Genomic DNA, 22,607 nt, shown 5'->3' with positions numbered 1-22,607 from the left:
CGGCGGGGTGCCGTACCGCTTCGCGCGGCACGGCACCCCGGGGAGAGGTCGCGGTTCAGCCCTTGCTCGCGCCCAGGGTGAGACCGCCGATGAACTGCCGTTGCAGCACGAAGTAGACGATCAGGGTGGGGATGGCGGCGAGCAGGGAGCCCGCGGCGATGAGGTTGTTGTCGGTGAAGTACACGCCCTGGAGGTTGGACAGCGCCGAGGTGATGGGCCGCTTCTCACCGGTCTGCATCAGCACCAGCGCCCACAGGAAGTCGTTGTAGATCCAGGTGAACTCCAGCGTGGCCAGCGCGGCCAGCGGCGGGCGGCACAGCGGCAGGATGATCTGCCAGTACTGCCGCCAGACGCTGGCACCGTCCACGGTCGCGGCCTCGGTGAGCTCGTAGGGGATCGTCTTCATGTAGTTGGACAGCACGAAGGTGCAGAAGCCCATCTGGAACGCCACGTGGATGGCGATGATGCCCCAGTAGGAGTCGTACAGCGACAGCGAGTCGCTCATGTACTCCGGCAGCGTGATCTCGTTGTAGATCCGGTACAGCGGCGTGAGCAGCACCTGCGGCGGCAGCAGGTTGCCGGCCGTGAACAGGATGAGCAGCGCGATGTTGCCCCGCCACGAGTAGCGGGAGACCCCGAACGCCACGAACGACGACAGGAACAGCACCAGGAGCAGCGCCGGCACCGCCACGATGAGCGTGTTGACGTAGTAGTGGCCGAGCTCGGCCTGCTCCCACGCGTTGGTGTAGTTGTCGAAGTTGAGCGTGCTCGGCAGGGAGAAGTAGCCGTTCTCCGCGGTGTCCGAGTACGGGCGCAGCGAGGTGTAGAAGGCCCACAGCAGCGGCGCCAGGAACGACAGCGTGGTGAGGATCAGGAACGCGTGCAGCGCGATCCTGGCCGGCTTGGCCCGGGGCGGGCGCTTGCCGGGCGGGGCGGCCGGGGCGTGCGGCGCCGTGCCGCTGTGCGAGGCGGTCGTGGTCATCGCTGCTCCCGGAAGATGGACCTGACGTAGGGGATGATGAAGCTCAGCGAGATCAACAGCAGGATCACCGCGAGGGCGGAGCCGAAGCCGATGCGGCTGGCCTCGCCGATGATGTTGTTGGTGACCAGCACGGACAGCAGCTCCAGGCCGTTGGTGCCCCCGTTGATCACGTAGACGATGTCGAAGGCGCGCAGCGAGTCGATGACGCTGACGACGATCACCACGACGTTGACGGGCCGCAGCGCCGGGAAGATCACGTGCCAGAACGCCTGGCGGCCGCTGGCGCCGTCGATGGCGGCGGCCTCGCGCAGCGAGGGGTCCACGCTCTTCAGGCCGGCCAGGTACAGGATCATGATGTAGCCGACGTGCCGCCAGCTCGCGGCGATCAGCACGGCCCACAGGTTGAGGTCGGGGTCGCCGAGCCAGTCGATGATCTCGCCGTCCTCGGTGCGGCCGAGGAGGTTGTTGAGCAGGCCCTGCTCGGGCGAGTACACCAGTTGCCAGATGAAGCCGACGATGGCCAGCGACAGCATGACCGGCAGGTAGATCGCGCTCTGGTAGAACCGGCTGCCCTTGATGTTCTTGTCCAGTTGGACGGCGAGGAACAGGCCGAAGGTGGTCGGCACGATCAGGAAGAAGATCAGCCAGATCAGGTTGTTCTTGAGCGCGGGCTCGAACGGCGGGTAGTTGGTGAAGACGTTGTCGTAGTTCTCGAATCCGACCCACTCGATGGTGTCGAACCCTCCGATGCCGTCCCAGCGGGTGAACGACAGCAGGACGGAACCGAGCGCCGGAAGCCACACCAGCGCGATGTGGATCAGGGCGGGTATGCCGATCATCACGCCGAGCACGGCGCGGTCGCGGGCGCCTAGCCTGGTGTTGCGGCTCCGGCGGCGGCCCCGCGGGGCTTTGGGCGGCTTCTCGGGTGCGGTGGTGCTTGCCATGAGAGGGCGGGCTCCTCGGGCATGGGTGGGGCGGCCGTGGAAGCGCCGGAGCCCGGCCCGGCGGCTGGGCTCCGGCGGGGCCGGGCGGCGGTCAACTGGTGAAGATGCTCTTCTTCTGCTTCTCGATGTCCTTCAGGATCCCGTCGGCGTTCCCGGGCTCGCGGACGAAGCTCTGCAAGGACGGGATCATCACCGTGGAGGCGAAGTCGGGGCGGGTGTCGCGGTCCAGGAACTGCGAGATGTTCTGCGCGTTGGCGATGAGCTCCTGGCACTTCTTCTGGAGCGGCGTGTAGCCGGAGGTCTCGGCCTTGCTGTTGGCGGCCACGTTGCTCGGGTCGCTCTCGAGCCACGCCTCCTGGGTGGCAGCCTTGGCGAAGAACTCCAGCAGTTGCTTGGCGCCCTCGGCGTTCTTGGGCTTCTTGGACATCATGAAGCCGTCGATGGGGGCCTCGACCGCACCGGTGCCGATGGCGGAGTCGACCTCGGGGAACGGGAAGAAGTCCAGGTCGTCGGCGTCCTGCGTGAACTGCTGGTTCACGAACGAGCCCATGACGTACATGCCGGTCTTCTTCTGCATCAGGGACTGCGCGGCCTCCTGCCAGGTCCGCGAGAGCGAGCCGCTCTGGTGGTACGGCATGATCTCGCGCCACAGCTCGAAGACCTGCTTGACCTTGGGGTCGGTCCACGACTCCTCGCCGGCCATCAGGTTGACGTGGAAGTCGTAGCCGTTGGCCCGCATGTTGAGGTAGTCGAACGTGCCCATGGCGGGCCAGCCGTCCTTGTCGGCGAAGGCGATCGGGGTGAGCCCGTCCTTCTTCATCTTCGCCGCGAGCGCCTTGAACTCGTCGTAGGTGGCGGGCGGCTGGTAACCGCGCTGCTCGAAGACGGACCTGCGGTAGAACACGGCCCACGGGTAGTTGTACAGCGGCACGAAGTACTGCTTGCCATCCTCGCCCGTGGACGCCTTCTTCATCGCCTCGCTGTAGTTGCCGCCGATCTTCGCCCAGACGTCGGAGATGTCCCCGACCAGGCCGCGGGAGGCGAAGAACTGCATCCGGTAGCCGGCGAACCACGTGAACACGTCGTCCGGGCGGCCCTGGAGGTAGTTGTTGATCTGCTCCTGGAAGGAGTTGTGGTCGACCGTGTTGGTCTTGACGCTGAGGCCGCTCTCCTTCTCGAAGGTCTTCACGGCGGCGGCGAGGGTCTTCCTCGGCACCGCGTCGCTCTGGTTCGAGCCGAGGCTGACGCTCTTGCCGTCGGAGCCGCCCCCGCCTCCGCAGGCGGCGAGCACCGGGGCGAGACCGGTGGCGGCACTCGTGGCCAGGATGCCCCTGAGCAGCCTCCGGCGGGAGAGGTCCCGCGTGACACTCGTGGACGACGAGAACAGGTGGTTCGGCATCCTTGCCTCCACAGAAGGCTCCAATAGAAGCCAACACGAATGAACAATTGAGCACACATCACACCGCCGCCCCATCGGGGTGTCAAGAGTGCGTCACCAGGTTTTTCGACACTTTCGGGCAAGATAACGGACAGGTAACCCCCGGGGCGGGGGGTTCCGCTACGATGCGCGGCCCCTCACAGGCCAACCAAAGCGATCAAAGTCAAACAGGGACGGGCATGGGGGTGTGGGATCGCACGGAGGCGTGGCGGGGCGCCGAGGGGCCGTCCCGGGCGGTGGGGCGGTGCCACGGTGGACGGGGGCGCGGGCGCGGGGCGCCCGGCGCCGGGTGGAGGGGCGGGGGCGCGGCCCGGCGGGCGGCGTGGTGGGCGGGAGGGGCCGTGACGGCGGGAAGCGAGCCCGGCGCGGGAGGGGGGGGGCCGCGCCGCGCGGGCCTCGGGGGGCGGCCGGAGAGGGCGCGCGGCCTGCGGGCCGGGGCGCCGCGGCGTCCGGCGCACGGCACGGCGGGACGGCCGCGCCCCCGTGGTGGAGCCGCCCGCCGCGCTCGGCGGCGCGCCGGGCGGGCCCGGACCGGTGCGGAACCGCGGCCGAGTGGCGCGGGACTGTCCCCTACGTAACCGCCCGCGTGGTTCCCGAGCGCTCACGCGCCGCGGCTACTTGCGGCCCGGGGTCCAGTTCAGGCCCCAGCCGTAGGCGTAGTCGATCGTGCGCTGCGGGCTCACCCCGCGCTCCGGGATGAAGAACCGCGACTCGCGCTGCACGATCAGCTCGCCGTTCACGTTCGTGATCTGGGCGAGCGCGCAGACCTGGGACGGGGTGGTGCACTCGTCCAGGGAGAAGTCCACCGGGGCGCCGTGCTGCGGGAACAGGGTGACGGTCGCGTGCAGGTTGGCGAAGCTGCGGGCGCCCTCGTAGATGTAGACGAAGATGAGGATCCGCCGGAACAGGTCCTTGTGGTCCAGGCTGATGGTGAGGTTCTCGCCGCTGGCGACGGCGCCGGTGCGGTCGTCCCTGTCCAGGTGGATGAACGGCGGCTGCTGAAGTGAACCGAAGGAGTTGCCGAGCGCCTGCACGATGCCCTTGCTGCCGTCCACCAGCTCGAACATCGCGCACAGGTCGAGGTCCAGGTCCGAGTGGCCGGCGAAGGTGCGGCCCGCCTTGCGGATCCAGCCGGAGAACTGCTTGTGCACCTCCCAGTTCAGGTTCACCCGCATCGTGCCCGAGGTGCCGCCCTGCTTGGTGAGGGAGACCGTCGGCGACTCCTTGGTCAGGGTGACCTTGGTGAGCCGCACCGGCTGGGCGGCGGGGGCCGGCGGGGCGGGCGGCGCCGGCGGCTGCCCCGCCAGGGTGGGCGCGGGCGGCATCGGGGCCGGGGCCTGCGGGGGTGGCGGGGTGCCGTACGCCGGGGTCGGGGCGGGCGGCATCGGCGCGGGGGCCGGGGCCTGGCCGCCGAACGTCGGCGCGGGCGGCATCGGGGCCTGCGGGGGCGGCGGGGTGCCGTAGGCCGGGGTGGGTGCGGGCGGCATCGGTGCCTGCGGTGCCTGCGGCGCGGGCGGCGGCACCTGGGCCTGCGGCTGGGGCGCGGGCTCGTCGTCCACGCTGATGCCGAAGTCGGTGGCGAGCCCGGCGAGGCCGGTGCTGTACCCCTGGCCGACCGCGCGGAACTTCCACGCGCCCTGCCGCCGGTACAGCTCACCCAGCAGGAACGCGGTCTCCACGCTGGCGTCCGTGCTGTCGAACCGGGCCAGCTCCGCTCCGTTGCCCGCGTCCAGCACGCGGATGTGCAGCCCCGGCACCTGACCGAAGGTGCCGCCGTCGGCGGACGCGGCCAGCACGATGGTCTCGATCGCCGGTTCCACCGCCGCGAGGTCCACGATCAGGGTGTCGGTGACCGTGGCGGGCGAGGGCTGCTTCCCTTCGTACCGCACCGCGCCCGAGGCGTGCCGCGGCTGGTTGTAGAAGACGAAGTCCGCGTCCGACCTGACCTTGCCCGCGGCCAGCAGCAGCGCCGACGCGTCCACGTCCGGCACCCCCGGCCCGGCCTGCCAGCCCAGCTCCACCCGTACCGAGGAAGCCGGCACGGCCACGTTCGTCCCTTTTCGCATTGACATCGAGGTCCCCCTGGTTCGACCGTCCGTCCGCGTCCGTCCGCGGGTGGACGCCGCCGAGGACGCGGATGCGAGGACCCCGGTGGCCGATGGGCGGCGTCGGTGCCCGTCTGGCGCGGATACGCCACCCTAGCGAAGCGGCGCGGCCGGGCGGGAAGGAGCCCGTCGGGAGCCGTTCCGCGACGGCGGGCCCGGCCGGGCGCCGGCGCGGCGGGGCCGCGGTGAACTCGGACGGGATCCGGTGGATTTCGGACGCCCCCCACCGGTTCTTCGGGGGTTGCGCTCTCCGGTCGCGGCCGGTCCTGGAATGCTGTTGCGGTTCGCGTGCGAGGAGGGGGTCAAGCAGCATGCATGTTCTGCACGTCATCGACAGCCTGAGCCGCACGGAAGGCGCCGGGCGGGCGCTGGCCGCCACCGCCCCGCACCTGGTGCGCGCCGGGGTGGCCCTCGACGTGGCCTATCTTCGGGCGGCGGACGGGGTCCAGGAGGAGCTCGCCGAGGCGGGCGCCTCGCTGTTCTGCGTCGAGCGGGGCGGCAGGCTGCGGCGCGCGGCCGGGCTGCGCTCCCTGATCCGGCGCCGCCGCCCCGACCTGGTGCACACCACCCTGTACGAGGCCGACCTGGCGGGCCGGGCCGCCGCGAACGCCGCCCGGGTGCCGGTCATCTCCGACCTGGTCACCCCCGCCTACGGCCCGGAGCACCTGGCCGCGGCGGGGGTGCGGCCCTGGCGGGTGCGGGCGGCCCAGGCCGCGGACGCGGTCACCGCGGTGGGCGTGCGCCGCTTCCACGCGCTGACCCGGTACACCGCGACCGTGATGGCCCGCCGGCTGGCCGTGGACCCGCGCCGCATCGACGTCGTGCCGCGCGGGCGGGACCCCAGGGAACTGGGCACGGTGACCGAGGAGCGCCGCGCCGCCGCCCGCGCCGCCCTGGGGCTCGCCCGGGACACCCCGGTGGTGCTCGCCGCCGCCCGGCAGCAGTACCACAAGGGCCTCGACGTGCTCGTGCGCTGCTGGCCGCTGGTGCGGAGCCGGGTGCCCGACGCGGTGCTGCTGCTGGCGGGCGAGGAGGACGAGCAGACCCCGCAACTGCGCGAACTGCGCGGCGGCGACCGCTCGGTGATCCTGCTCGGGCGGCGCGGCGACGTGTACGACCTGATGGCCGCCGCCGACGCCGTGGCCGTGCCGTCCCGCGGCGAGGCCATGAGCGGCACCGCCATGGAGGCCATGGGCGTGGGCGTGCCGCTGGTCGCCTCCGACGTGCCGCCGCTGCGCGAGACCGTGGGCTCCGAGGAGCACGCCCTGCTGGTGCCGCCCGAGCGCCCCGCCGACCTGCACGCGGCGCTGCTGGACACCCTCACCCACCGGGACGCGGCCGCCAAGCGGGCCGAGGCCGCGCGCGACCACTTCTTACGGCACTACACCATCGAGCGGGTGTCCCAGTTGATGGTCGCCTTCTACCGCAAGGCGCTGCTGTGCGATACGTAAACGCCCGAGGCGGCCGCGGGGCGGCGGGGCGCGGCCCCGCTCGCGCGGCGGCGGGCACCGGGTTGGAGGGCTGGGTGGGCGAGAGGGAAGCGGGCCGGGACGGCGCGGGGACCGGCGGCACCGCACGGGCCGGCGGCACCGCGGCGCACGGCGGGGCCCGGGAGACCGGGAGCGCGGTTGACGGCGGCGGGCTCCGCGGGGGCGCGGACGGTGAGCGGGTGCGGGTGCTGTGGCTGACGGACGGCCTCGCCGCCGACGGCCCGGGGAGGCTGCTGGTGACCGGCGCCCGCCACGCCGACCGCTCCCGCTACGAGATCGAGGTGGCCCACCTCGGGCGCGGCGGCGAAGCGCTGCTCCCCGAGCTCGACAAGGCGGGCGTGCCGGTGCACCGGCTGACCGGGGCGCTGTGGCCGCTGCGGCTGCGCGCCCTGCTGGAGCGGCGCCGCTACGCGCTGGTGCACACCCACGCCCCGGTGCCCGCCGCGGCGGCCCGGCTCCTGGTGCGCGGGCGGCGGTCGGGCACCGTCCTGGTGCACACCCGCAACCGGCTGTGGCACCGCCACCGGCTGCCGGCGCGGCTGGCGGACGCGGTGACGCTGCGCCGCGGCGGCACCGTGCTCGCCGTGTCCCGGACGGTGGCCGCGAGCGTCCGCCCGGGCCGGGACCGGATACGCGTCGTGCCCCACTGGCCGGCCTCGCCCGCCGGGCCCGCCGACGACGCCCGGATCCTCGCCCGCCGGGCCCTGAGGCTGCCCGGGGACGCGGTGGTGATCGGCGCGGTGGGCGCCCTCACCCCGCGCAAGGACCACCGCACCCTGCTGGACGCGTACGCCCTGATGCGCCGCAACCACTCCGGCACGGTGCTGGTGCTGGTCGGTTCCGGCCCGCTGGAGGCGGGTCTGCGCCGCCACGCCGCGTCGCTGGGCCTGCGCGACGCGGTGGTGTTCGCCGGGGAGCGCGCGGACGCGCCGTCCCTGCTGCCCGCGCTGGACGTGTTCGCGCTCAGCTCCCGCGAGGAGGGCCTGCCGGTGGCGCTGCTCGAGGCCATGGCGTGGGGCCTGCCGTCGGCGGCCACCCGGGTGGACGGGGTGGCCGAGGTGCTGACCGACGGCGCGCAGGGCCTGCTGGTCCGCCCCGGTGACGCCGAGGCCCTGGCGGTCGCCCTGGGCCGGCTGGCCTCCACGCCCGCGCTGCGCGCCCGGGTGTCCGCCTCGGCCCGCGAGCGCGCCCGGCACTTCGACCCGGCGGGGGCGCAGCGCGCGGTGGAGGCCGTCTACGAGGAGCTGCTGGCGCCCGGCGGCACCGCCGCGCCCGCGGAACCGGCCCGCGAAGAAGCTCCTCATTCTCCGGTGGAATAACCGCACGGCCGCCAATCCCGACACATCCACCGGCACCCGGCGAACCCGAATCCGGAACTTCCGGGCGGCCCCGCACGGGGCCGCCCGCGGAACGCCCCGCCGGCGCCCGCCGACCCCATTACCGCCCCCTCCTCGGAACGCCCTCTTCCGCCAATTCCCAAGGGGCCTGGGGCCTTTACATGATTCCTCAGACCCTTCGCGACCGTTTTTCATAGTTTCGCTCGCATTGGGGAACACCCGTCATCGAACTCGCGCAAATTACCCCGCCGACCGGGCTCCCGGCCGGGCGCCGCTAGGCATACCGTATGGTCATGACCACCCCCCGCAGCGCATACGGGGGCGGCTACTACTCGCCGTCCTTCGCCGACACTCCGATCTACGACAGCCTTGTCGCTGAGCGGGGCACCCCGCAGATCGCGCCCATCCGGGTCCCCGCGCCCTACGAGAGCCGCAGCAGCCTGCCCGCGCTGCCCGCGCTCCCCTCCGCCTCCGCCCCGCCGCCCGCGTACCCGCAGGCGGGGCACACCCCGGCCGCCGGCATGCCGGCCAGCTACCCGGGCGGCATGCCGCAGCACTCCGGCTACCCGCAGGGCCCGGTGCCGCACATCCCGCAGCAGGCCGGCCCCGTGCCGCCGCGCGGCGGCTACACGGCGGGCGCCCAGTACCAGGCGCAGGCCCCGTACGGAGCCGGGGCGCCGCAGGAGCACACCGCGGTGATGCGGCCGGTGGCGCCGCGCCCGGTGCCGCCCCGCCAGGGCCCCGCGCCCCACGGGCCGGTCCCGCCGCGCCAGGGCCCCGCGCCCGTGCAGGAGGACCAGTACCGCCGCCCGTACCAGGGCCCCGGTTACTGACGCGGCGCCGTCGGAAGCCCGCGTGGCTTCGCCCGGCGAGACGGCCATGGAGCCGTAGGGGGCTCGCCGGGCGGGCCGCGGAGCGACCGCCGGCCCGACAGGAGGGCGATTCGCCGGTTTCCTCCTGTGCCTTTCGTCACGTCCCAGGCCGTCTTCCGCTCTCTCCGGAGCGCGGGAACACCGCGCGGCAGACTGCGAGTCCGCCTTTCCCGGCGCCCGGGGACCGCCCGTCCCGGTGAGGCACGGCCCAATGGACCCACGGGGGCGGCAGGACGGCCGGGCGGAGTTCCAAGAGCCGGGAAAATCACCGGAATTGCACCTTCCGGTTCGCCAATCGACGTGCGCCCGCTCGGCGGGATCCGGACAACCCGCAGGCAATACCCGTCCGTTGGCGCTTTCATGCGGCGCTTCGCCGGGTGCGCCCCGCACCGCGCGATACCGTGGACCGGCCGGTTCCTCGCGTGGCCCGTCCTTGAAGCCCGAAGGCCGGCGCACCGGCCGCGAGGGCCGCGGCGGGTGGAGCAGCTCACAGGACGTGGGGGCAAGGCAGCACGATGGCACAGCGCGTGGTTCAGGTGACGCACACGGGCACCTCCAGGTGGCGCCGCAGGACCGGGGAGTACGAGACCCTGGCCGCCGCCCTGGAGGCGGCGGGCGACGGCGACGTGGTGTCCGTGCAGGCCGGCACCTACCAGGAGAACGTGGTCGTGGAGCGCCCGGTCACGCTGCGCGGCGCCGACGGCCCGGGCACCGTGCGCATCGCCCCCACCGGTGGGGTGGCGCTGACCGTCCGCGCCCCCGCCGCCGTGTCCGACCTGTGGATCGAGGGCCATGACTCGTCGGTGCCCGCCGTGCTGGTGGAGGCCGCCGCCTCCCCCGAGCTGACGGACATCCGCGTGGTGACCCGCTCGGCCGTGGGCATCGAGGTCAGGGACAGCGCCACCCCGACGGTCCGCCGCTGCACCGTGGAGAACCCGGCCGGGCTCGGGGTGAGCGTCTCGGGCGGCTCGGGGGGGCTGTTCGAGGAGTGCGAGGTGGTCCGCGCCGGGCAGACCGGGTTCGCGGTGCGCGACGGCTCCTTTCCCCGCCTGGAGCGCTGCCGGGTGCACCACTCCTCGGGCGCCGGGCTCGCCGTCTCCGGCGACGGCGCCGGGGTGGAGGCCGTCGGCTGCGAGTTCTACGAGGTGCAGGGCACGGGTGTGCAACTGACCGCGCGCGCCGTCGGGGACCTGGCGGACTGCGAGGTGCACCGCGCCACGGCGGACGGCATCACCCTGGACACCGACGCGGTGCTGCGGATGACCGACTCGCAGGTCCACGACGTGCCGGAGAACGCGATCGACCTGCGTTCGCGCTCGGTGCTGACGCTGCACCGCACCACCGTGCGCCGCTTCGGCCGCAACGGGCTGTCCGTGTGGGACCCGGGCACGCGGGTGGACGCCAACGACTGCGAGATCCACGACAGCACCGGCGACTACCCGGCCGTGTGGATCAGCGACGGCGCGGTCGCCACGCTGGAGTCCTGCCGGGTGCACGACGTGCCGGACGCGGTGTTCGTGCTGGACCGCGGCTCCCGGGCGGACATGGTGGACAGCGTGCTGTCCCAGGTGCGCAACACCGCGGTGTCGGTGAGCGACGGCGCGACCGTCCAGTTGGACGACTGCCGGATCAGGGAGGCGGCCACCGGCGCGTGGTTCCGCGACCACGGCAGCGGCGGGGTGCTCGCCTCCTGCACCGTGGAGGACACCTCGACCGGCGTGATCGTCACCAAGGGCGCCGACCCGACCGTGGAGCGGTGCACGGTCAGCTCCCCCGGCGAGGCGGGCTTCTACGTCTCCGCGGGCGGGCGCGGGACCTTCCAGGACTGCGTGGTCACCGGCAGCCGCGGATACGGCTTCCACGTCATCGACGGCTGCCGCACCGCTCTGACCCGCTGCCGCACCGAGCGCTGCGCGCGCGGCGGCTACGAGTTCTCCGAGGAGGGGCCGGTCACCGAGGGCTGCACCAGCGACGAGAGCGTGGAGCGGCGCCCGGCGGCCGACCAGTCCCGCCCCGGCGCCACGACCGCCGAGCGGACGGAGCAGCGCACCGCGCCGTCGTTCGGCGTGCTCGGCGGCGTGCCGCCCGCCCGGCCCGCGGCGGAACCGGCCCCCGCGCCCTCCCCCGCCTCGCGGCCCTCCGAGGAGGTGCTCGGCGAGCTGGAGGCGCTGGTGGGCCTGGCCACGGTCAAGCAGGAGGTGCGCACGCTCATCGACCTGATCGCGGTGGGCAGGCGCCGCCAGGAGGCCGGCCTCAAGGCTCCCTCGCTGCGCCGGCACCTGGTCTTCACCGGCTCCCCCGGCACGGGCAAGACCACGGTGGCCCGGCTGTACGGGGAGATCCTGGCCTCGCTGGGCGTGCTGGAGCGCGGCCACCTGGTGGAGGTGGCCCGGGTGGACCTGGTGGGCGAGCACATCGGCTCCACCGCGCTGCGCACCCAGGAGGCGTTCGAGCGGGCGCGCGGCGGGGTGCTGTTCATCGACGAGGCGTACGCGCTGGCGCCCGAGGACGCCTCCCGCGACTTCGGGCGCGAGGCGATCGACACCCTGGTGAAGCTGATGGAGGACCACCGGGACGCGGTGGTGGTCATCGTGGCCGGCTACACCGCGGAGATGCAGCGGTTCCTGTCCGCCAACCCCGGCGTGGCCTCCCGCTTCTCCCGGACGATCACCTTCGCCGACTACACGCCCGAGGAGCTGCTGGAGATCGTCGAGCAGCAGGCGGAGGAGCAGCAGTACCGGTTGGCGGAGGGCGCGGGCGAGGCGCTGCTGAAGCACTTCACGGCGCTGCCCAAGGGGCCGTCGTTCGGCAACGGGCGCACGGCGCGCCAGACGTTCGACGCGATGGTGGAGCGGCACGCCGGACGGATCGCGCAGTTGGAGGACCCCAGCCACGAGGAGCTCCAGTTGCTGTTCCCGGAGGACCTGCCGCCGCTGCCGTAGCCCGCGCGGGGCGCGGGCGGGGCGGGAGGCGGGGCCGGGCCGGCGCGGGGCGCGGGCGCGGTGCGGCGTCACGGTGCGGCCTCCGCTTCCCGGTCCGCCGGGCTTCCGGGGGCGGGGACGTGCGGGCCGGGCGGGCCCGCGGCGGGGGCGCGGGCGCCGGGCGCCGCGGGCAGCAGCCGCTCCAGCAGGGCGGCCCTGGCGACCGCGAACGCCGGGTCGGCGCGGTACTCGCCGTGCCCGAGGACGGGCGCGGGCAGCGGGTGCTCCTCGGTGCGGCCGTAGGCGGCCGGGTCCGGCAGGGGGTCGGCGTCCACCGGGGGCGCGCCCGCCGCCGGGGCGACCCGCACCGGGCCGCCGATCGGGTCGGTGCGGCGCCACAGGTTCTTCCAGGCGCGCAGTTGCCCTGCCAGGGCGTCCAGCGCGCCGGGCCCGAGGTAGGCGGGGAACCAGCGCCCGTACAGCCGCTCCAGCGGTGAGCCGTAGGTGAGCAGCGCGGTCCGCGCCCGGGTGGGGCCGTCCAACTGCCAGGCGGCGGCCGCGGCCAGCACACTGCCCTGGGAGTGCCCGGACAGCACCAGCCTGCGGCCGGGCCGCGCCGTCCAGGTGACGATGCGCCAGGTCAGGTCGGGGACGGCGCGCTCGGCGTAGCACGGCGGCGCGAACGGGTGGGCGGCGCGGGGCCAGAAGGTGCCCACGTCCCACAGGATGCCGACGGTCCTGCGGCAGCTCGCGTCCTTGTAGGCGCGGCGGCCGAGGGCGGCCAGGGCGAGCACGGCGGCGCCGATGAGCCACGAGCCGAGCCACTGGGACAGCCGCACCAGCTCGCGCACGGCGGCGGGCGCCTGCTCCGCGGCCTGCTTCGGGGTCTCTCCCGTGGCGGCGGCCGCGGCGACGGCGGCCGCGCCCAGCAGGAAGGCGGCGAGCGCGGCCGTGCCGGCCAGGACGGGTGCCGACTCGGTCAGCCGGGCCCGGGCCACGGCGCGGGCGATCTGGCGGGTGCGGGCGGGCTGCTCCGGCTGCCCGGGGTGGCTCACGCGCACGGCCCCGGCCTCGCGGGCCCGGGCCCGCCGGTACCCGATGAGGACCGCCGGCACGGGGGCGAGCAGGGCGAGCAGCACCGGGGGGACCGCCGCGGCCTGCCACACCAGGGCCACCGGAGGGCCGGGCAGCGCGCCGCCGGAGGCCGTGCCGCGGTCCGCCCAGTCGGCGGCGCGCCCGGCCGCCCCCGCGGTCAGCAGCCCGCCGAGGGCGCAGGCGAGGGTGGCCACGGTGGGCCCGGCGAGCCCGCGCAGCACCGTCCTCGGCTGGGGCGTGGTGCGGTACAGACGCCGGGCGACCAGGGCCAGCGCCAGCACCAGGCCGCCCTGGACGACGGCGAGGACCGGGAACAGGCCGCCGCCCGGCAGTTGCCCCGAGGACTCCCACCCCTCGCGCCCCGCCGCGGTGTACACCGCGGTGAGCGCGGTGGCGCCGAGCGCGAACCCGGGCAGCCAGGTGACGCCGAGGCCGTCGCTCACCTCGTCCGCCTCGTCCTCGCTGCGGCCGCTGCGCTCCACCAGCAGCAGCACGCACCCGGCGAGCACCGCCAGCAGACCGGCGAGCCCGAGGCCGAGCCAGCGGGCCGCGCCGCCGTGGGCCCGGTCGTGCCGCAGCGCGGGCAGCAGGAGAGCGGCGGCGACGGTGAGGAAGGCGGCGGCGGTGTGCGCGGCCCGCAGCCGTGCCACCAGCCTGCGCCCGTACCAGAAGCCGGGCCGCGCCAGGGCGGGCCGGCCCGCCGGGTCCCGCGCGGGGCCGGGGCCCGCGGCGGCGCGGGGCAGCGGCGGGCGCTGGGACTCGTAGGCGATCCAGGTGCGGTGCGACAGCCACCACAGCAGCCCGCACAGCGCGCCGGGCACGGCGGCGGCGAGCGCCAGGCGCCGGCCGGGGTCGCTCCACCAGCCGTCGCGCTCCGCGGCGGCGAACTCGAGCCACCACCGGCCCTCGGCGCAGCCCTCGGTGCCCAGGCACTGCCAGGCCACCAGGTCCAGGCAGATCTCGCAGGCCGCGGCCACCAGCAGCACGGTGAGCGACAGCGCGGCGAGCCGCACCAGCAGGTCGTACGCGCGGGTGGCGCGCGGGCGCGGGGCGCGGGTGGCGGGGCGGGTCCAGTGGGCGAGGTTGACCACCATGAAGGGCAGCAGGAGCAGCCACAGGGCCCGGCTGGAGTCGCCGGAGGTGAGGTTGCACCAGCAGTACGCCTCGGGGACGGTGCGGTCGCGGTGCTTCCCGGACCGCCGCTCGGCGTCGGCGTCGTCGGTGCGCCGGTACAGGCCGGCGGTGGCGTCCCCGGCGATCCTGGTGGTGCGGGGGTCGCCCAGCATCCTCTCCGGCGTGGCCCCGCCCACTCCGTGCACGAGCAGCTCCAACGCCGGATCCGGCTCGTCACCGGCTCCTCGGCCGGCTCGCGAGTGCCCCTGCGGCACGTTCGCCATGGCGTCCACCCCCCGCTCACCCCACACCCACAGTAATCAGTCCACCACCCTCCGACAACACCCGTTCGGGTGATCGTCCGCATGGCCGAACGGATCGGTGGGGGGCTGGTGGCGTGGGCGGACGGTGGGGCGGGCGGACGGTGGGGCGGCACCGCGGCGCGGCGGGCGCGGAGCCGGCCGGGCGCGGCGGAGCGGCCGCGGCCCTCCGCTTGCCGTCTCACCACCCCCTCATGGGCGGGTCGTGCCCGATTGTGGCGCGTGGGAGGATGGCGGCGGCGCCCGCGGGAGGCGGCGCGACGAGGGTGAGGACCAGGGGGCGGCGGTTTGAGCGACAACCACAATCTTCTCGCCGAGCAGCGGCGCGCGTTGATCCTGGACGAGGTGCGGCGGCGCGGCGGGGTGCGGGTGAACGAGCTGACGCGCAAGCTCAACGTCTCCGACATGACCGTGCGCCGCGACCTGGACGCGCTGGCCCGCCAGGGCGTCGTGGAGAAGGTGCACGGCGGCGCGGTGCCGGTCGCGGACGCCAGCAGCCACGAGCCCGGCTTCGAGGCGAAGTCCAGCCTGGAGATGTCCGCGAAGGAGGCCATCGCCAAGGAGGCGGCCAAGATGGTGGTGCCGGGCAGCGCGATCGCGCTGTCGGGCGGGACGACCACCCATGCGCTGGCCCAGCAACTGGTGGACGTGCCGGACCTGACCGTGGTGACGAACTCCGTGCCGGTGTCGAACGTGTTCACCGCGGCGCAGCGCAGGTGGGCGCAGGGGGCGCGCCCGCAGAACGGCCAGGGCGCGCCGGCGAGCGTGGTGCTCACCGGCGGGGTGCGCACCCCGTCGGACTCCCTGGTGGGCCCGATCGCGGACCGCGCGATCCGCACCCTCCACTTCGACGTGCTGTTCCTCGGGGTGCACGGCATCTCGGTGAAGGCGGGCCTGTCCACGCCGAACCTGGCCGAGGCGGAGACCCACTACCGGCTGATGTGCTCGGCGCGCCGGGTGGTGGTGGTCGCGGACCACACCAAGTGGGGGATGGTGGGCCTGAGCTCGTTCGCCTCGCTGGAGGAGATGGACACCTGGGTCACCGACGCGGGCATGCCGCCGGCGCTGCGCGAGGAGATCTCCGAGCACCTGCGGGAGCTGGTCATCGCCGGTGAGGAGACGGGCTCCGCCGACGCCGGGTGACGCCGCGGGCGCGGCCCCGCACCAGGGCCGGCGGAGCCGCGCCGCGGTCGGCGCGCGTCAGCGCCCGTCCGCGGAGGCCACGACGGCGGAGTCGGCGGAGTCGGCGACGTCCGCCAGGTCGGCCGGGTCGGCCGCGGTCGCGTCGGCGGGGGCCGCGCCGCGGGGCCCGTTGACGGCCTCGTGCACCACGTCGGGCACGTCGGTGATGATCCCGTCCACCCCGGTCTCCGCGAGCGTCCGCGCCTGCTCCCCGTCGTTGACGGTCCAGGTGAACACCTCCAGCGGCTTGCCGTGGACGCCCCTGACCGCGTGCACCGCGTCGACGTAGTCGGCGGTGACGGTGGTGTACCGGGGGTTGATCTGGTCGGCGAAGCGGGCGTACTCGGGCAGGTCGGCGATCGCGGGCGTGCCCAGGAATCCGGTCTTGACCAGCGGCTGGAGGCCGTGGAAGGTCTTGACCGACTCGGCGCTGAAGCTCTGCATGACCAGCTTGTGCTTCACGTGCCACCGGTCGAGCCAGCCCTCGCGGCCGAGCACCTGGACGACCTGCTGCTCGATGCCGGGGTACAGCTCGGGGGCCTTGATCTCCATGAGCAGGTTCTGCCCGGTCCGGTCGAGCTGGTCCAGGTACTCCTTGAGGGTGGGCACCTTCTCGCCGGCGAACGCGGCGCCCTTCCAGGAGCCCGCGTCCAGGGTGCGGATCTCCGCGAGGGTGAAGTCCCGCACGTTCCACGGGGCGCGGTCCGGGAAGCGCTCCTCCACGTCGGTGGTGCGGGTCAGCGTGGTGTCGTGCACTATCACCAGCTTGCCGTCCTTGGTGCGCTGGACGTCGTTCTCGACCCAGTCGATGCCGAGCCGGTCGGCGGCGCGGACGGCGGCGAGGGTGTTCTCCGGAGCGTAGGCCGAGGCCCCCCGGTGCGCGACGACGGTGGTGCGGTCGCCCCCGGCCCCGGCCGGGGCGTCCTCCGCGGCCTGGGCCTGCGCCCCTCCGGCGAGCAGGGCGGTGCCGGCCGTCAGCAGCGCGGTGGCGCCACCGGTGACGAGTCGTCGGAACATGCGGGGTCCCTTCGGCTTGACGCGGTTGTCCCTTGCGGTGGATGAGCCTTCCCTGGGAAGACTTCCGCGACCGGTAACGAACATGACAAAAAGGTGAACATACAACCCGCTCCGGAATGGGCGAAACACCGCGGACGCGACACTCCGCCGGAACACTCTTCCGGCTGACCAAACCTCACACCGGGTGGCACTCCCGCGTAGAAGGACTCGTACACCAGCACCCCCCGACGAGGCCGCGCGCACCGGACCCGGTGGCCTCCGCACGGGCGTCCCCTCCCGCGCAGGGGGCGTGGGGGCGCTCGTCCCGTGGTACGACGTGCCGTCCGGTGCGCCCTTCCCCCACCGCGTGCTTCCGCCGTGGCCGGCGGCACACCGCTTCCAGCCCCGGCGGGGGCGGGAGCGCTCCCGCGGGCCGCCGTACGGCGGCCCGCGGCCCGTGGCGGGGGACCGGGACCGGGTGGGCCCGCCCTCACCTTGCATATGCCCGCCGCAACCCGCTGACAAGCGGTTTGCCCGAACCCGACCCCTCGCCCCCTGGCATCTGCCCCGTCCACCATGCACACTTCCGGAAGGAGACGACGCCCGTGACGGATCTCGTGGGGGTGTGTGAAGGATGGCCGAGCCCGACTACAGCGCGACGGGTGTGCAGATCGACAAGGGGCTGCGGCCGTTGACGCGCGCTGGGCAGGTCCAGATCACCGACGGGCGGCTGCGCCTGCTCACCAGCCGGGGCGCGGAGATCGACAGCGCCCCGGTGGACCGGGTGCAGGCGAGCGTGTCCTGGTTCGGCTCGCGCCGCAGCGCCAAGGCGACGGTCAACGGGACCCGTTACGTGCTGTCCATCGGCGGCCGCGACGCGGAGGCGAGCACCGCGGACACCGGTGACCAGGCGCAGCGGGAAGTACGCAGCTTCCTCAACGCCCTGCGCCACGCCAGGCGCTCGGGGTAGCCCGCCGCCGCGCGGTGGGTGTGGGCGCCGCTCGGTGAACGGCCCCGCGCCTCGGCAGGCGTGCGACCGGCCGGGGCGGGGACAGGCGGGGCGGATGCGACGCCCCGGGCCGTCGCGCCGGACGCGCGGACCAGGGACCGCGGACCGGCGCCCGATCCGGCCGTGAGCCGGATCCCCGGTGCGGACGCGGACCCGAGTGCGGGCCCGCGGCGCGGGGATCGCGGACGCGGAGCGGGAAGGACCGGCTGCCCGCGTCCGGGCCGGGCCGCACCCACGGGCCCGCCCGACGGGCCGGGCCTCCGGGGCCGGATCGCCGGCCCGACCCCCGACCCGGGTCTCCCGACCGGGCCCCCTGCACGCACCACCGCCGCGCACCGCCGCGGCCGCAGCCGCACCCCCGGCACGACGTCCCGGCCCGCGCGGTCCCCGTCGGCGAAGTCTCAGTGCGCACAGTTCCAGTCCGAGTTCCTCAAACCCAGTCCCGCGTGTTCGACTACCCGCGCGTCCACGCGCGGCATGGCGCCCCGGCCCTTCCGGCGCAAGTCACCGGCAGAAGTTGCACTCCAGAACCAACGGGGCGAATCTGGTCATATCGCACATGATCGGTATGTCGCAGTGCGGGTTCCCAGGCGGAGGGAGTCGCAGTCGTGACCATCGAGCTGACCAGGCGCTGCGAGCTGAAGCTCGAGGCAGCGCCGCCACGTTTCAGGCAGGTACGGCGCATCGTGCAGGCGCAACTGCGGTACTGGCACCTGGATCCGCTGATCGACCCCGCCGTGCTGGGGCTCACCGAGCTGCTGGCCAACGTCCACAAGCACGCCCAGCCGGACAAGCGGTGCACCGTGCAGATGGTCCACCTCGACGGCTGCCTGACGGTGTCGGTGCACGACGGCGACCCGCGGCTGCCCGTGGCGTCGCTGCCCCCGCTGCTCAGCGCCTCGGGGCGGGGCATGGCGATCGTGGCGGCGCTGAGCAAGGAGTGGGGGGCGTGGAACGAGGCCGGCGGCGGCAAGACCGTGTGGTTCAGCCTCGCCGACGGGCATCCGGCTCCGCCCCCGCCGGCGTCCCCGGTCGCCGGCGAGAAGGCGGGCGCGGCCCCGGCGGCCCGCGACGGGTTCGCGGTGCCCGCGGGGGCGGGTGGCCGGGTGCGGGCGCTGCACTGAGCGCGACGGCGACCCGTCGAGCGTCACCCGCAGAGCACTCCCAGCGGGTCGTCCAGCACCGGCTGCCACGCCAGCTCCGCCGCGCCGACGAGGCCCGCGTGCTCCAGGCCCGACGGCAGCAGCGGCACACCGCGCCCCCACAGGCTGCGCTCCGCGACCACCGCGTGCAGCCGCCCCGGGTCGGCCGCGAGCAGCGCCTCGTGCAGCCCGCCCAGCACGATCCGGTCGGGGTTGAGGATGTTGACCAGGCCGGCCAGACCGAGGCCCAGCCGGTCGATGAGCCGGTCGGCCGCGCGCCGGACCCCGGGGTCGGCGTAGGTGCCGTGCAGCAGGTCGCGGGCCTGGTGCAGCAGCGAGGTCTCCGGTCCCGGGGCGCGCCCCGCGGCCTCGAGGAACGCCAGCGGGTCGGCCTCCACGTCCAGGCAGCCCCGGCCGCCGCAGCGGCACTCGCGGCCCCCGGGGTCCACGGTCAGGTGGCCGACCTCCAGGGCCAGGCCCGCGCTTCCGGTGTGCAGCCTGCCGTCGAGCACCAGCGCGCCGCCGACGCCCCGGTGGCCGGTGGTGACGTACAGCAGGTGGCGCGCCTCGCGCCCGGCGCCGTGCCGGTGCTCGGCGAGCGCGGCGAGGTTGGCGTCGTTGCCGACGAAGGACGGCAGCGGACGGCCGCCGGGCCCGATGAGCCCGGCCCGCCGCACCTGTTCGGCGAGGGTGTCGCGGACGGGGGCGCCGACGGCCCAGGCGAGGTTGAGCGGGTCCAGGGCGGCGCCCTCCGGCTCGGAGACCGCGGAGGGCACGGCGAGGCCCACCCCGACGCACCGCCGGGGCAGCTCCCGCAGCAGGTCGGCGCCGGCCTCCATCAGGGCGCCGAGCACGCCCGCGGGGTCCTCCGGCACCGCCATGCAGCCCGGGGCGGTGGCGACGACGTGTCCGCCGAGGCCGACGAGCGCGGCCCGGTACCCGTCCACGTGCACCTGGGCGGCGAGCACCACCGGGCCCTCGGCGTCGATCTCCAGCCGGTGCGAGGGACGGCCGTGCGCGCCGGGGCCGTGCGCCCCCGGGCGGGTGTCCACCCGGATCAGGCCCAGCGCCTCGAGCTCCGCGGTGACCGCGCCCGCCGTCGCCCGGGTCACCCCGAGGGCGGTGGTGAGCAGGGCGCGGGTGGGAGCCCGGCCGGTGTGCACCAGCGCCAGGGCCGGACCGAGCACCCCGCGGCCGCGTTCCAGCCTTGTCCGAGTCTGTGTCACACCCTATTCTTACTTTGTGCCGCCACTAAACAAAATACCCCCGCCCTCCTCCCCTCCCCCTGATTCCCCGGACTCCCCCTCCTCCCTGGCCCGTCTGCGCGTCGCCCTCACGGTCTTCTTCGCGCTCGACGGGTTCATCTTCGCCGGCTGGGTGGTGCGCATCCCCGCCATCAAGGAGCAGGTGAACGCCTCCCCCGGCGAGCTCGGCATGGCGCTGCTCGGCGTCAGCGCGGGCGCGGTGCTGACCATGATCGTCACCGGGCGGCTGTGCGCACGATACGGCAGCCACCCGCTCACCGTGGTGTGCGGCGCGCTGCTGGCGCTCAGCGTCGCGCTGCCGCCGCTCACCCGGTCGGTGCTCGCCCTGGGCCTGGTGCTGCTGGTGTTCGGCGGGGCGTACGGAGCGCTCAACGTGGCGATGAACAGCGCCGCCGTGGACCTGGTCGCGGCGCTGCGCCGTCCCGTGATGCCCGCCTTCCACGCCGCGTTCAGCATGGGCGGCCTGGTCGGCGCGGGCCTGGGCGCCCTGCTCGCCCCGCATCTGACGCCCACCCGGCACCTGCTGCTGCTCACCGGGACCGGCCTGGTCGTCACCGCGCTCGGCGCGCGCGCCCTGCTGCGCACTCCCCCTCCGGCCGCCCCAGCCCCCGCCGCGCTCTCCGCGCCCGCGGCGGGCGACGCACCCCCCGGATCGACCTCCCGCGCCCCCGCCGGGATCGTCGCCGTGTTCGGTCTGATCGCCCTGTGCACGGCGTACGGCGAGGGCGCGCTCGCCGACTGGGGCGCCCTGCACCTGGAGCAGGACCTGGCCGCGGGCCCGGGGCTCGCCGCCGCCGGTTACGCCGCGTTCTCGCTGGCCATGACGGTGGGGCGGCTGTCCGGCACCTGGCTGCTGGAGCGGGTCGGTCAGACCACCGCCCTGGTCGGCGGGGGCCTGACCGCCGCCGTCGGGATGCTGGCCGGCGCGCTGGCGCCGCAGGTGTGGCTCGCGGTCGCCGGCTACGCCGTCACCGGCCTCGGCCTGGCCAACCTCTTCCCGGTCGCCATCGCCCGCGCCGGGGCGCTGGCCGGGCCGAGCGGGGTGGCCACCGCGTCCACGCTCGGCTACAGCGGCATGCTGCTCGGGCCGCCCACGATCGGCCTGCTCGCCGAGTGGTCCGGGCTGCCGAGGGCGCTGACGACGGTGGCGCTGCTGGCCGCGCTCGCCGCGGGCGTCGCTTACGCCGTTCGGGGGACTGCGCCACAATCACCCCATGGAGATCGACGATCACCTCGAAGCGCTGCGCAGGGAAGGCGAGCTGCTGATCGCCGCCGCGACGCGCAGCGGACCTGACGCCGCCGTCCCCACCTGCCCCGGCTGGGTGGTGCGCGACCTGGTCCACCACATGGGCGGGATCATGCGCTGGGCCGGGACCACCGTGGCCGGGCGGCTGGCCGAGCGGCTCCCTCCCGGCCCCGAACGGGACCGCGCGGTCGGCCCGATGCCCACGGACGAGTGCCTGGTGCCGTGGTTCCGGGAGAGCCACGCCGGGCTGCTGGAGACGCTGCGCTCGGCGCCGGACGACCTGGACTGCTGGCGGATGTTCGGCACGCTGACGCCGAAGGCGTTCTGGGCGCGCAGGCAGGCGCACGAGACCGCGATCCACCGGGTGGACGCGGAGACCGCCGCGGGCGACGGACTGAGCCCGGTGCCGGCGGACTTCGCGCTGGACGGGATCGACGAGCTCCTCGCCGGGGTGCACTCCCTGCCGCGCAGCCGGATGCGGACGGAGAAGCCCGCGCTGCTGCTGGTGCGCGCGGACGAGGGCGGCGCGCCGTGGTACGTCCACCTGTCCGCGGACCCGCCCCGGGTGGAGCGCGAGGGCACCGCCGTCCCCGACTGCACGGTCACCGGCCCGGCCCAGGACCTGTACCTGGCGCTGTGGAACCGGACCGCCACGGACGTGCTCGACGTGGCGGGCGACGCCTCGCTGCTCGACCTGTGGCGGGAGCGCTCGGCCGTCTGACGCGCCCGCCCCGGGCGCGGCCCGCCGCGCGGACCCGTGCGCGCGGCGTACATGACCCTCCCGCGGACGGGGTAGCGCCTGGGGAACGGGGAACCCGGGCAGCCCCGACGGTTGGAGGAGTCATGGCCAGCACAGATCCGTACCGGACCCCCGGAGTGGAGTCGGCGGGTGTCCCGCCCGAGGAGACCCCGCCGGGGGAGGCGGGGGCCACCAGGGCGTTGACCGTGCACCGGGAGGAGCGGCGCGGCGGCTGGGGTCCGACGCCCACGCTGCTGATCCTGGTCTCGGCGCTCGTCGTGGTCCTCGGGCTGGTGACGATGGCGGTGACGCACATCCTGGACTGACGCGCACCCCGGGCCGGGGACGCCGGGCCCGGCCCGCCGACCGCACCCGCCGGGCGCGCGCGAGGGCGCGCCCGGCGGGTTCACC

General features: G+C 74.9%; 17 protein-coding genes. 10 read left to right on the top strand and 7 right to left on the bottom strand.

Annotation, left to right across the window (positions count from 1 at the left end; all coding sequences use genetic code 11):
* Positions 1-55 precede the first annotated feature (55 nt).
* The 4 genes from ACYVO2_RS26735 to ACYVO2_RS26720 form a co-directional block, all read right to left on the bottom strand.
* The gene (locus ACYVO2_RS26735; protein WP_461010562.1) at positions 56-982 is read right to left on the bottom strand and encodes a carbohydrate ABC transporter permease; all 927 of its coding nucleotides are present in this window, start codon (positions 980-982) and stop codon (positions 56-58) included.
* Entirely contained in the window at positions 979-1,926 is a 948-nt protein-coding gene (locus ACYVO2_RS26730; RefSeq protein ID WP_461010561.1) for a carbohydrate ABC transporter permease, read from the bottom strand. The genes ACYVO2_RS26735 and ACYVO2_RS26730 overlap by 4 nt, the downstream gene beginning before the upstream one ends.
* Positions 1,927-2,017: 91 nt before the next feature.
* On the bottom strand, positions 2,018-3,325 hold the full coding sequence (locus ACYVO2_RS26725) for an ABC transporter substrate-binding protein (protein ID WP_461010560.1): 1,308 nt from the start codon (positions 3,323-3,325) through the stop codon (positions 2,018-2,020).
* A gap of 653 nt (positions 3,326-3,978) precedes the next feature.
* Complete coding sequence (locus ACYVO2_RS26720; RefSeq protein WP_461010559.1) at positions 3,979-5,436, bottom strand: TerD family protein; 1,458 nt, start codon at positions 5,434-5,436, stop codon at positions 3,979-3,981.
* Positions 5,437-5,780: 344 nt separating this feature from the next.
* On the opposite strand from ACYVO2_RS26720, the gene ACYVO2_RS26715 reads away from it, so the two are divergent.
* From ACYVO2_RS26715 to ACYVO2_RS26700, 4 genes are all read left to right on the top strand, one after another.
* Entirely contained in the window at positions 5,781-6,920 is a 1,140-nt protein-coding gene (locus ACYVO2_RS26715) for a glycosyltransferase family 4 protein (protein WP_461010558.1), read from the top strand.
* 74 nt (positions 6,921-6,994) lie between these two features.
* The gene (locus tag ACYVO2_RS26710) at positions 6,995-8,278 is read left to right on the top strand and encodes a glycosyltransferase (protein WP_461010557.1); all 1,284 of its coding nucleotides are present in this window, start codon (positions 6,995-6,997) and stop codon (positions 8,276-8,278) included.
* Positions 8,279-8,589: 311 nt separating this feature from the next.
* On the top strand, positions 8,590-9,129 hold the full coding sequence (locus ACYVO2_RS26705) for a DUF6643 family protein (protein WP_461010556.1): 540 nt from the start codon (positions 8,590-8,592) through the stop codon (positions 9,127-9,129).
* Between the two features lie 554 nt (positions 9,130-9,683).
* On the top strand, positions 9,684-12,110 hold the full coding sequence (locus ACYVO2_RS26700; RefSeq protein WP_461010555.1) for a right-handed parallel beta-helix repeat-containing protein: 2,427 nt from the start codon (positions 9,684-9,686) through the stop codon (positions 12,108-12,110).
* A gap of 68 nt (positions 12,111-12,178) precedes the next feature.
* Here the strand turns inward: ACYVO2_RS26700 and ACYVO2_RS26695 are convergent, their stop codons facing one another.
* Positions 12,179-14,581, bottom strand: a complete 2,403-nt coding sequence (locus ACYVO2_RS26695; RefSeq protein WP_461010554.1) for a hypothetical protein — start codon at positions 14,579-14,581, stop codon at positions 12,179-12,181.
* Positions 14,582-14,905: 324 nt separating this feature from the next.
* Between ACYVO2_RS26695 and ACYVO2_RS26690 the strand changes: the two genes are divergently transcribed.
* Positions 14,906-15,760: a DeoR/GlpR family DNA-binding transcription regulator gene (locus tag ACYVO2_RS26690; protein ID WP_461010553.1), complete on the top strand. Its 855-nt coding sequence runs from the start codon at positions 14,906-14,908 to the stop codon at positions 15,758-15,760.
* Positions 15,761-15,817: 57 nt separating this feature from the next.
* Here ACYVO2_RS26690 and ACYVO2_RS26685 read toward each other — a convergent pair whose 3' ends face one another.
* Positions 15,818-16,816 carry a glycerophosphodiester phosphodiesterase gene (locus ACYVO2_RS26685; RefSeq protein ID WP_461010552.1) on the bottom strand — a complete coding sequence of 333 codons (999 nt, stop codon included), beginning with the start codon at positions 16,814-16,816 and terminating at the stop codon, positions 15,818-15,820.
* Between the two features lie 613 nt (positions 16,817-17,429).
* Here ACYVO2_RS26685 and ACYVO2_RS26680 point away from each other — a divergent pair.
* Together ACYVO2_RS26680 and ACYVO2_RS26675 are read left to right on the top strand one after the other, a co-directional pair.
* Complete coding sequence (locus ACYVO2_RS26680) at positions 17,430-17,765, top strand: hypothetical protein (RefSeq protein WP_461010551.1); 336 nt, start codon at positions 17,430-17,432, stop codon at positions 17,763-17,765.
* A gap of 647 nt (positions 17,766-18,412) precedes the next feature.
* Entirely contained in the window at positions 18,413-18,928 is a 516-nt protein-coding gene (locus ACYVO2_RS26675; RefSeq protein ID WP_461010550.1) for an ATP-binding protein, read from the top strand.
* 23 nt (positions 18,929-18,951) lie between these two features.
* Here ACYVO2_RS26675 and ACYVO2_RS26670 read toward each other — a convergent pair whose 3' ends face one another.
* Positions 18,952-20,172, bottom strand: a complete 1,221-nt coding sequence (locus ACYVO2_RS26670; protein ID WP_461010549.1) for an ROK family protein — start codon at positions 20,170-20,172, stop codon at positions 18,952-18,954.
* A 16-nt stretch (positions 20,173-20,188) separates the two neighbouring features.
* On the opposite strand from ACYVO2_RS26670, the gene ACYVO2_RS26665 reads away from it, so the two are divergent.
* From ACYVO2_RS26665 to ACYVO2_RS26655, 3 genes are all read left to right on the top strand, one after another.
* A complete protein-coding gene (locus tag ACYVO2_RS26665) occupies positions 20,189-21,505 on the top strand; it encodes an MFS transporter (protein WP_461010548.1) in 1,317 nt (438 codons plus the stop codon).
* Positions 21,426-22,178, top strand: a complete 753-nt coding sequence (locus ACYVO2_RS26660; RefSeq protein WP_461010547.1) for a maleylpyruvate isomerase family mycothiol-dependent enzyme — start codon at positions 21,426-21,428, stop codon at positions 22,176-22,178. Before ACYVO2_RS26665 ends, ACYVO2_RS26660 begins: the two co-directional genes overlap by 80 nt.
* A 122-nt stretch (positions 22,179-22,300) precedes the next feature.
* On the top strand, positions 22,301-22,522 hold the full coding sequence (locus tag ACYVO2_RS26655; protein WP_461010546.1) for a DUF6480 family protein: 222 nt from the start codon (positions 22,301-22,303) through the stop codon (positions 22,520-22,522).
* Positions 22,523-22,607: the final 85 nt, after the last annotated feature.

The sequence above is a fragment of the Streptomyces capparidis genome (genome assembly GCF_054782095.1).
The sequence above is the reverse complement of the archived record's forward strand: the minus strand, read 5'-3'. Positions and strand labels throughout refer to the sequence as shown.

Bases quoted from the DNA above. Each gene is read 5' to 3' on its own strand.
- ACYVO2_RS26735 (WP_461010562.1), bottom strand. From the start codon at position 982: ATGACCACGACCGCCTCGCACAGCGGCACGGCGCCGCACGCCCCGGCC.
- ACYVO2_RS26730 (WP_461010561.1), bottom strand. From the start codon at position 1,926: ATGGCAAGCACCACCGCACCCGAGAAGCCGCCCAAAGCCCCGCGGGGC.
- ACYVO2_RS26725 (WP_461010560.1), bottom strand. From the start codon at position 3,325: ATGCCGAACCACCTGTTCTCGTCGTCCACGAGTGTCACGCGGGACCTC.
- ACYVO2_RS26720 (WP_461010559.1), bottom strand. From the start codon at position 5,436: ATGTCAATGCGAAAAGGGACGAACGTGGCCGTGCCGGCTTCCTCGGTA.
- ACYVO2_RS26715 (WP_461010558.1), top strand. From the start codon at position 5,781: ATGCATGTTCTGCACGTCATCGACAGCCTGAGCCGCACGGAAGGCGCC.
- ACYVO2_RS26705 (WP_461010556.1), top strand. From the start codon at position 8,590: ATGACCACCCCCCGCAGCGCATACGGGGGCGGCTACTACTCGCCGTCC.
- ACYVO2_RS26700 (WP_461010555.1), top strand. From the start codon at position 9,684: ATGGCACAGCGCGTGGTTCAGGTGACGCACACGGGCACCTCCAGGTGG.
- ACYVO2_RS26695 (WP_461010554.1), bottom strand. From the start codon at position 14,581: ATGGCGAACGTGCCGCAGGGGCACTCGCGAGCCGGCCGAGGAGCCGGT.
- ACYVO2_RS26685 (WP_461010552.1), bottom strand. From the start codon at position 16,816: ATGTTCCGACGACTCGTCACCGGTGGCGCCACCGCGCTGCTGACGGCC.
- ACYVO2_RS26680 (WP_461010551.1), top strand. From the start codon at position 17,430: ATGGCCGAGCCCGACTACAGCGCGACGGGTGTGCAGATCGACAAGGGG.
- ACYVO2_RS26660 (WP_461010547.1), top strand. From the start codon at position 21,426: ATGGAGATCGACGATCACCTCGAAGCGCTGCGCAGGGAAGGCGAGCTG.
- ACYVO2_RS26655 (WP_461010546.1), top strand. From the start codon at position 22,301: ATGGCCAGCACAGATCCGTACCGGACCCCCGGAGTGGAGTCGGCGGGT.